The following is a 10,190-nucleotide window of genomic DNA, read 5'->3' on the forward strand; positions in this document are numbered from 1 at the left end:
GAGTCAGCCGTCCAGCTCGGCTCGGGTGGGCGGGTCTGCGCCGGGGCGCGAGACCGTCACGGCCGCCGCATCCGCGCTGCGGCGCAGGATGGCCGTGAGGTCCGACGCCGAGAGGGCTTCGATGGCCTCGCGTGCGGAGGTGCCGACCGCGCCCGCCGAGACGAGGCCGTCGACGAGCGCGCCCATGAACGTGTCGCCCGCGCCGACGGTGTCGACGACGTCGACGCGAGGCGCGGGGATGCGGGTGATCTGATCTCCCCAGGCGGCGACCGCCCCATCCGATCCCGCCGTGATCACGACGAGCGCGGGGCCCGCCGCCGCCCATCGCCGCGCGACCTCGTCGACGGGCTCTGCGGGGTGCAGCCATGCGGCATCCTCGTCGCTCGCCTTCACGACGTCGGCGCGCGCGATGAGCGAGGCGACTCGCCGGCGCACGTCGTCCGCGTCTTCGACGAGAGAGGGACGGATGTTCGGATCGAACGTCACGAGCGCCCTGGCGCTCAGCCGCTCCACGAGCGCGAAGACGGCGTCGGCTCCCGGTGCGAGCACGGTCGCGATCGACCCCACGTGCAGCGCGTCGGGCTCGCCGGCATCCGTCGTGTCGACGCTCCAGTCGATGGCGAACTGGTACTGCGCGGCGCCCGTCGCATCGAGCACGGCCGCCGCGGTCGAGGTGCGGGCGGCGACGGCGCCCTCGACGGCGACCCCCGACGCCTCGAGCCAGACGCGCACGGCGCGACCTCGCGCGTCGTCGCCGAGGTGCGTGAGCAGCCGAGGCGACCGGCCCAGGCGCCCGAGCGCGATCGCGACGTTGGCGGGGCTGCCGCCCGGCTTCTCATCCACCGATCCGTCGGAGCGATGGACGATGTCGACGAGTGCCTCGCCGACGACGAGGATGTCCGGTGCGGGGGTCATGCGTTCATTGTGGCGCGCTCCGAGGCGGGCCGACGGCTCGGCAGGTCGGGAGCTCGGCGGCTCGGCGGCTCGACGGGGCGGTCGGCGGGGCCGGCGCGCCCCGCGATATATCCTGGAGGCGGGGGCCTGAGAGGACGATCCGCCATGCCCACCCGCACCACCGCCCCTCCGCCGGGAGGCTGGCGAATCGCGGTGGTCGAGGATCACGTGCTGCAGCGGACGCTCACCGAGCGCCTCGTCGACGAGCAGGCGGACATGCGGGTGGTCTTCAGCGGCGAGGCGCTCCCCGACCTTGTCGACTGGCTCGGACCCGCCCCGCGCGGGATGCGGCCGCATCTCGTCCTCCTCGACCTCATGGTCGACCGCCGCGCGCCCGCCGACCCCGAGACGGTGCGGAGGCTTTCGGAATCGGGCATCAGGGTCCTCGTCTTCTCCGCACTGGGGTCGCCGTCGCTCGTGCAGGCCATGATCCGCGCCGGTGCCGACGGGGTTCTCGGAAAGCGAGACGCCGTGCAGGATGTCGTGATCGCCCTGCGCAGCGTGCTGGCCGGTGAAGAGTGGATGACGGCCGAGCTCGCCGCCGTGATCGCCCAGGACGCGAAGCGTCCGAGGTTCAGCGTCCAGGAGGAGCGCGCCCTCGTGCTGTACGCATCCGGTCTCACGATCGAGGCCGTCGCCGAGGAGATCGGCGTGCGCCGCGACACGGCGAAGAAGTACCTGCAGCGGGTGAAAGCCAAGTACGCGGCGGTCGGCAGGCCGGTGCGCTCGAAGCTTGAGCTGAGCAGGGCCGCGGGTCGCGACGGCCTGCTCGCGCTGCGCCGGGCGCATTCGGGCGGCTGACCCCCAAAGGGGGTCAAAGCCGCCCCGTGACTGGCCGCGAGGTCGCCGGCCTCGTATCGTCGAAGCGCGCGGGGTACGGGATGGCGGATCGTGGCGAGCTGACGGTCCACCAGGGTACCCAGGCATGGTCGCCGGTATGGTCCGCGGACCAAATCGCACGCCAAAAAACATCGAGCTGGTGCATCCGTGCGCAGGCGATTCCCTAGGTTCTGGGAGAGTGCAGTGCTCCCGCGACGACTTCTGGGGAGCCGTCGGAGGGGGATGAACCCGCAGCTCGGCGCCTGTGGACGGACCTCCGTCGCACCCGGGACCGGGGTCCGTCCGCAGCGAGCCGTCCGCCGACTCGCCGACATCGGCGGCGGACGCATCGCATCGCTAACGGCAGGGAATCCGGGAGGTTGAGGAGGACACGTGGGAGACCGTCGCAGCATGAGGGGCCTCAGCACGAGCCGCGTGCGGCGAGCTGCTGCGTGATCACGCGATCGTCCGCGCGCTACGGCATCCCCCGGGTGTCCCGCGCCCACGTCCGGCGCGGCCCCCTCCTCGCCCGCCTCGACGCTCTCGAGCCGATCGCCATCGTGCGCGCCGCAGGCGGAACCGGGCGGACGAGCCTCGTGGCGGCCTGGGCGCGCGAGCGGAGGGCGGGCGGCGACGCCGTCGTCTGGACACGGGGGCCGTTCTCCGAGCCGGATGGCGATGCGCTCGTACAGGAGGTGCACTCCCGCACCGCGGAGCACGAGACGGTCGTGCTGGTTCTCGACGACGTCGATGTGCCGTCTCCCGTCGCCTTGCGTCTCATCGAGCTGCTGCATGAGACGGACGCACTCCACCTCGTCGTCATCTCGCGTGGTCCTTCGCCGTTCGAGACGATCGCCCGAGCCCAGTCGATGCCGATCACGGTCATCACGGGTCGTGAGCTCTCGCTCGCCCGCGACGATATCGAGGCCTTCGCGCGCTCCTGGGGCTACGAGGTCCCGATGCGCGAGGCGGAGGAGCTGCACGCGTCGGTGGGTGGATGGGTGGGCGGTCTCCGGGCCGCGCTCGAGTCGGCCTCGCCGGGTGACGGCGAGCGCAGGGACCGCGCGGTCACGGAGTACATGCGTCCGCGCGTCGTCGAGTACCTGGATGCGTACGGGCGTCTCCGTGACGCCGTCCTGCTCGCCTACGGGGGAGGCGATGCCATCGGCATCGTCGAAGAGTTCGCCGCCGGCCCCCGCGAATGGCCGCTCGACCGCGTGCTCGACGATAGCGGCCTGCTCGACAGAGCAGCGCGCGGCGGCCATCCCATGATGCCGCGTCTGCTGGAGCGGACCCTCCAGCGGACCACGGGCGTCGTCGATGCCGCCGAGCTGCAGGAGGTGCACCAGTACATCGCACGCACTCTCGCCGCCTCTCCGTCTCGCGGACAGCTCGGTCGCCTCGTGCGGCATGCGCGCGCCGCGAACATGTGGTCGCTGCTCGAGAGAGTGTGGCATGAGCACGCCGTCGACCTCGTGACCGAGCATCTCGACGACGCCGCCGCCGCATACCGCGCCCTCCCTGGAGTCGAACGTCGGCGTCGGCGTGCACTGGAGCAGGCCGAGACGTTGACGACGCGGCTCGCGGCTCCTCGACCCGGGCCGGTGCGCGGGTACGCGGCAGCCGGATGGGGTGCGGTCGATCTCGAGACCGGCGATGCCGCCGACATCGTGTCTCTCAGCGCACGGCTGGTGTCCGGCCGTTCCGATCAGCGTGCCGTGACGGGCGTCATCCGCACCGACACGGCGCCTTCCGCCGCCCATCGAGCATGGACGGGCACGCTGCGCGGGCTGGCCGCGTGGCGCGCCGCCTCGCCGTCCGCCGCAGAGCTGTTCGAGCGAGCCATCCTCGACGCGCGCGCCGCGGGCAACCGCGCTGTCGAGGGGCTCGCGGCCGCCCACCTCGCGCTGCTCCGGGCGATCGAAGGCAATCTGGGCGACGCCCGGCGGTGCCTCGGCATCGCGCGAGGAGGCCCTCACGAGGCGCCCTGGGTGCGCGACCTGCGAGAGCTGTCCTCGGCGCTCACCCGGGCCATCCTGCGTCTCGACCGTCTCGATCCCGATGCCCTCGCCGAGCTCGGCGAGCTGTCAGGGGACGAGCCCGGCCTCGACAAGTGGATGATCGTGCGCTGGATCCGATCGCAGCACGCGCTGCTCTTCGGCGACCGGGTCCGGCAGCTCGGGCGCCTCGCCGAGCTGGCGAGGCGCCGGGAGGACGACATCGTCCTGTCGGAACGCGACCGGCATCTGCTCGATCGCGCCTACGTGGAGCTGCTGATCGCGGCAGGCGGGCATACGCGCGCTGCGGCCTTTCTCAAACGCCGTCCGCAGGACTCGTTCGCCGTGCCGCGCGCGCGGATCGCGCTCGCGTCATCGGATCGCGCCCGATCTCGTCAGATCGCCGCCGACGCGACGTGGCGTGCGGGGACGACCACCCGCGATCGGGCGCAGTTGCTGGCGATCGAGGCAGCCGCCGCTCTGGAGTCCGGAGACGCCGAGGCCGCCTCCGCGAGCTTCGGTCGCGTCCTCGAGATGTACCGCGGCGAGGAGACTCTGTTCGCGCTCGCGACGCTATCGGGCACGATCCGCGACCGTCTGCTCGCGCTCGTCGGGATCGCCCTGCGCCCTGACGAGCGGTCTGCTCTCGACGGGGTCGACGAGGTGTATCCCGCTACGGGCGAGGTGATTCGGCTCACCCAGCGGGAGGAGATCGTTCTGCGCGCGCTCGCCCAGTACCCGAGGCTCGCCGACGTCGCGGCGGTGCTCAACGTCTCGATCAACACCGTCAAGAAGCAGACATCCGCCGTCTACGCCAAGCTCGGCGTCCACGATCGTGCGCACGCCCTGCAGAAGGCATCGCAGCTCGGCATGCTCGGCCCGAGCTCGAAGCGCGACTGAGAGGCGCAGGTGCATGACCGTCATCGCAGCGGGTGACATCGCGGACCAAGTCGCCGGGTACACCACGCGAACCGTCGGCATCCACCGTGGGCGCGGCCGGGGTGCTCCCGGCGGATTCCCGGCTCTCCCACGGGTGATGAAGAAGTGAGACGGTCCCCGGGAGCTGTCGCGTCCGATATCCCGCAATGAGGCGTCACCGCCGACCGGATAACGTCCCCGCGGGCGGAGTCCCGACTCCGACCGAGACACAGCCGCGTCCACGACCATCGAGGGGATTGTCCGTGAAGAGACTCATCGCAGGAGGGGCGGCGTGCGCGACCACCGTCGCGCTCCTGTCCATCGGGGGGTGGAGCCCCGCGCTCGCCGCGCCAGGGGACGGCGTCATCTCCGTGACCGTGGTCCAGGACCGCAACGTCAACCAGACGCGCGACGGCGAAGACCTCGCCCTCGAGAACGTGCAGGTGCGCATCTACGACGCCGACGGCACGTCCGTCACCGTGACGACCGATGCTGCCGGCGTGGCGACGCTGCCGGCGGGAGACGACACGCTCACAGGAGGCCAGTACCGCGTCGAGGTCGTCAACCCGAACACGGGGCGCTACACGGAGTCGCGCATCCTCGACGAGCACGCGGAGCCCGACTTCTCGCCGGCGGTGTCGTTCGTCGATGTGCGAGACGGTGCAGACGCGGCGATCTCGGTCGGCTACGTCGACTACACGACGCTCGGACCGGAGAACGCGACGGTCTACTCGGCTGTGCAGCCGGACGACATCTGGCCTGGCAGCGAGACGACCGAGGTCTACTCGATCGCCTATGACCTGTCGCCCTCGACGGTCACCGACCTCACCTCGCGCGGTTCCATCGGCGCGGTGTACGGAATCGGCGTCGACACGGCGGAGCACGACATCTACGCCGGCGCCTATGCGAAGCGGGGGTCGACCTACGGCCCCGCCGGACAGGGCGGGATTTACCGCATCAACGCGCTCACCGGCGAGTGGGAGGTCTACGCCACGGTCGCGGACGCGGGCACCACCGCGCACTCGGCGACGATGAGCGATACCGGTGACCAGCTCCAGGACTTCGACTTCCGCACAGCCGTGGGCCGCGAGGCGCTCGGCGATGTCGAGGTCAACGAGGCGAACACGTTCCTGACCGCCGTCAACATGCACACCGACTCGCTCGTCGTGTACCCCGTGCAGATCGACGCGAACCCCGCACCGGTCCAGACGCTCGCGGTCCCTGCGATCGACGACTGCGCCGCCGACTGGGCGCCGTCGGCGCTCGCCGAGGAGGGCGACCGTCTCTACGTGGGCGCGGTCTGCGGTGCGACCCTCGACACGTACGTGATCACCTACGAGCGCGCTGCAGACGGCACGCTCGCCGCGACGGGCGAGGTGCTTCACACCAACGTCGACCTGGTCGCCGACCGCGACGGCAAGACGAACACGGTGTTCTCGCTCGCCGGTGCCCAGTGCTCGCGCGTCGACTGGCGTCCGTGGTCGGATGATGTCGATCAGAGCTGCATCGACGCATCGTCGTACACCACGCCGGTCGACCAGGGCAACGTCGGCAACCAGTGGACGTTCCCGCAGCCGATCCTCGCCGACATCGAGTTCACGGAGGGCGGGCAGCTGCTCCTCAGCTTCCGCGATCGCGGTGCCGATCAGTACGGCTCGCCGCTCTACTTCGGACAGCGGACCGACGGGCGCAGCTCCTACGGCAGCTATATCGCCACGGGCGACATCTACGCGGTGACGGTTGCGGGCGGCGAGCTGACCCTCGACGACCCCTACGAGTTCGCGACGGTCGGCGCATTCCACGCCGAGGCCGCTTCCGCGGGCATCGTGCACGTCCCCGGAACGGACACCGTGCTGTCGAACCAGATGGACGCCACCGGCGCCATCCTCACGAACGGCGTCCGACTCTTCAACCTCTCGAACGGCTCGGCCCGCGCGAACGCGACGATCACCGACGACTTCGGCAAGAGCCAGGGTCTGGCCGACCTCGAGGCGATCGTCTTCGATCAGACGCAGCAGATCGGCAACCGCATCTGGATCGACTCCGACGAGGACGGCATCCAGGATCCGGGTGAGCCCGCGGTGGCGGGCGTGACCGTGTCGTTGTACGACGAGGCCGGCGTTCTCGTGGCGACGACCGTCACGGACGAGAACGGCGAGTACTGGTTCGACACGGCGGATGGTCTGCTTCCGCAGACGGACTACACCGTGCGTCTGGACAACCCGGACGACTTCGCGACGGGCGGTCCTCTCGCCGGCCTGTCGCTGACCGTCGACGACGCGGGCTCGAACCAGGGCATCGACAGCAACGGCGTCGACGTCGAAGGCGTGATCCTGGCCGAGGTGCGCACCCCGGCGGCGGGTCGCAACGACCACTCGATCGACTTCGGCTTCGTTCCGACGCTCGTGTCCGTGGGCGATTACGTATGGCTCGACCTGGACGGCGACGGCGTGCAGGACGAGGACGAGGCGCCGATCCCCGGCGTCGTCGTGAACCTCTACGACGCGGAGGGCGAGCTCGTCGACTCGACGACGACGGATGCGAACGGCTACTACGCGTTCACGGATCTGATCGCGACGCGCGAGTACACGATCGAGTTCCCGACGTCGGTCGAGGTCGACGGCGAGACGTACCCGCTGACGACCCCGGGTGCCGGTGACGACGAGGGCGCGGACTCGAACGCCGACCCCGCGGATGGACGGTTCACGTTCACCGCGCCGTCGGAGGGCGAGAACTCGGGCGAGCCGGGCCTCGCGGACGACCCCACGATCGACGCCGGGTTCACGCCCGTGCTCGTGTCGGTGGGCGACTACGTGTGGATCGACCAGGACCGCGACGGCATCCAGGACGAGGGCGAGACCCCCGTCGCGGGAGTGACGGTGACGCTCGAGATCGACGGCGAGACCTTCACGACCGTGACGGACGAGAACGGGTACTACGTGTTCCCGGATCTGCGCACGGGCCGCGAGGCCGTCATCACCTTCCCAACGACGGTCGAGGTCGGCGGGCAGCAGTATCCGCTGACGCAGCAGGGCGCGGGTGAGGACTCGGCTCTGGACTCGAACCCGGGTGCGGACGGGTCGTTCTCGTTCACGACTCCGGCGTCGGGTGAGAACTCGACCGAGCCCGGTCAGGCCGATGACCCGACGATCGATGCGGGTTACGTGTCGCCGTCGGTGTCGGTGGGTGACTTCGTGTGGCTGGATTCGGATCGTGACGGAATCCAGGAGGAGGGCGAGCCGGGGATCCCGGGTGTGACGCTGACTCTGACGGGTCCGGATGGTGAGCCGGTGACGGACGTGTTCGGCAACCCGGTCGAGCCCGTGGTGACGGACGAGGACGGGTTCTACTCGTTCGAGAACCTGCCGGCGCTGCCGGCGGGCGAGCACTACACGGTCACGGTCACGCCTCCCGCGGGCTACGACCCCACCACGCCCGGTCAGGGTGAGCCGGGCGAGGACTCCTCGACCGGTTCGGCGGAGTCGACCGACCTCACGCAGGACGGCGACCGTGACGACACCCTGGACTTCGGTTTCGTGCCGGACCTGGTGTCGGTGGGCGACTACGTGTGGATCGACCAGGACCGCGACGGCATCCAGGACGAGGGCGAGACCCCCGTCGCGGGTGTCACGATCACGCTGCTGGACGCGGACGGCGAGGTCGTCGCGACGACCACGACGGACGAGGACGGGTACTACGTCTTCCCGGATCTGCCGGTCTCGACGGAGTTCACCATCGTGTTCCCGACGTCGGTCGAGGTCGGCGGGCAGCAGTATCCGCTGACGCAGCAGGGCGCGGGTGAGGACTCGGCTCTGGACTCGAACCCGGGTGCGGACGGGTCGTTCTCGTTCACGACTCCGGCGTCGGGTGAGAACTCGACCGAGCCCGGTCAGGCCGATGACCCGACGATCGATGCGGGTTACGTGTCGCCGTCGGTGTCGGTGGGTGACTTCGTGTGGCTGGATTCGGATCGTGATGGTGTGCAGGAGGAGGGCGAGCCGGGGATCCCGGGTGTGACGCTGAGTCTGACGGGTCCGGATGGTGAGCCGGTGACGGACGTGTTCGGCAACCCGGTCGAGCCCGTGGTGACGGACGAGGACGGGTTCTACTCGTTCGAGAACCTGCCGGCGCTGCCGGCGGGCGAGCACTACACGGTCACGGTCACGCCTCCCGCGGGCTACGACCCCACCACGCCCGGTCAGGGTGAGCCGGGCGAGGACTCCTCGACCGGTTCGGCGGAGTCGACCGACCTCACGCAGGACGGCGACCGTGACGACACCCTGGACTTCGGTTTCGTGCCGGACCTGGTGTCGGTGGGCGACTACGTGTGGATCGACCAGGACCGCGACGGCATCCAGGACGAGGGCGAAACCCCCGTTCCGGGTGTCGAGGTGATCCTCTACGACGCCGACGGCGAGGAGATCGCGCGCACCACGACGGACGAGGACGGGTACTACGTGTTCCCCGACCTCACCCCGGGTGCGGAGTACACGATCGCGTTCCCCACCACGATCGAGGTCGACGGCCGCACCTACCCGCTCACCCAGCAGGGCGCGGGCGACGACACGGCCGCGGACTCCAACCCGGGAGCGGACGGACGGTACTCGTTCACCGCCCCCGACACCGGAGACAACTCCACCGAGCCCGGCCAGGCCGACGACCCCACCATCGACGCCGGCTACGTGCTCCCGCTCGTCTCGATCGGCGACTACGTGTGGATCGACCAGGACGGCGACGGCATCCAGGACGAGGGCGAGCCCGCCGTTCCGGGTGTCCCGGTGAAGCTGTTCGACGTGGACGGGAACCTCATCGGGGAGACCGTGACGGACGAGGACGGGTACTACGCGTTCACCGGCCTCGAGCCCGACACGGACTACTTCCTCGAGTTCCCCACCGAGGTCGAGGTCGACGGGATCGTCTACCCCCTCACCCAGCCGGGTCAGGGCGACGACGACGGTGCGGACTCGAACGCGGACCCGGGAACCGGTCGCGTGCCGGTGCGGACCCCGTCGGACGGCTCCAACTCGGCCGAGCCGGGTCAGGCCGACGACCCGACCTACGACGTGGGCTACGCCCCCGTCCCGGTCGAGCCGACCCCGGTGCCCACGCCGGAGCCGACCCCGGCCCCGACGGAGGAGCCTAAGCCGGAGCCGACCCCGGCCCCCACGGAGGAGCCCACGCCGGCCCCGACCGAGGAGCCCACGCCGGCCCCGACCGAGGAGCCGGCCCCCACGGAGGAGCCGACCCCGGCGCCCACGGAGGAGCCGGCCCCGACCGAGGAGCCGACTCCGGTGCCCACGGAGGAGCCCGCGCCCACCGAGGAGCCGACCCCGGCTCCGAAGCCGGACGAGCTCTCCCCCACGGGTGTCGACATGGCGCTCCCGCTCGGAGCGCTCGCGGTGGCGCTGCTGATCGGGGGAGCGGTGATCTTCACCCTCCGACGCCGAACCCAGCAGTGACGCCCACACCCTGACAGAAGCCCGCAACCCCGGGGTCGTCGCT

4 protein-coding genes are annotated in these 10,190 nt (G+C 70.8%); 3 read left to right on the top strand and 1 reads right to left on the bottom strand.

What is annotated here, in order from left to right; genetic code table 11:
* Positions 1-3 precede the first annotated feature (3 nt).
* Positions 4-915: a carbohydrate kinase family protein gene (locus ACWGPF_RS10765; RefSeq protein ID WP_452332824.1), complete on the bottom strand. Its 912-nt coding sequence runs from the start codon at positions 913-915 to the stop codon at positions 4-6.
* Between the two features lie 144 nt (positions 916-1,059).
* On the opposite strand from ACWGPF_RS10765, the gene ACWGPF_RS10770 reads away from it, so the two are divergent.
* The 3 genes from ACWGPF_RS10770 (at position 1,060) to ACWGPF_RS10780 (ending at position 10,147) form a co-directional block, all read left to right on the top strand.
* Entirely contained in the window at positions 1,060-1,755 is a 696-nt protein-coding gene (locus ACWGPF_RS10770; protein ID WP_452332825.1) for a response regulator, read from the top strand.
* Between the two features lie 470 nt (positions 1,756-2,225).
* Positions 2,226-4,670 carry a LuxR C-terminal-related transcriptional regulator gene (locus ACWGPF_RS10775; protein WP_452332826.1) on the top strand — a complete coding sequence of 815 codons (2,445 nt, stop codon included), beginning with the start codon at positions 2,226-2,228 and terminating at the stop codon, positions 4,668-4,670.
* 281 nt (positions 4,671-4,951) lie between these two features.
* Entirely contained in the window at positions 4,952-10,147 is a 5,196-nt protein-coding gene (locus ACWGPF_RS10780; protein ID WP_452332827.1) for an SdrD B-like domain-containing protein, read from the top strand.
* The last annotated feature ends 43 nt before the right edge of the window (positions 10,148-10,190 follow it).

It is taken from the genome of Microbacterium sp. NPDC055683 (assembly GCF_053617895.1).

What these genes read in the sequence shown, in the direction of transcription:
- ACWGPF_RS10765 (WP_452332824.1), bottom strand. Translation starts at nt 915, where the DNA reads ATGACCCCCGCACCGGACATCCTCGTCGTCGGCGAGGCACTCGTCGAC.
- ACWGPF_RS10770 (WP_452332825.1), top strand. Translation starts at nt 1,060, where the DNA reads ATGCCCACCCGCACCACCGCCCCTCCGCCGGGAGGCTGGCGAATCGCG.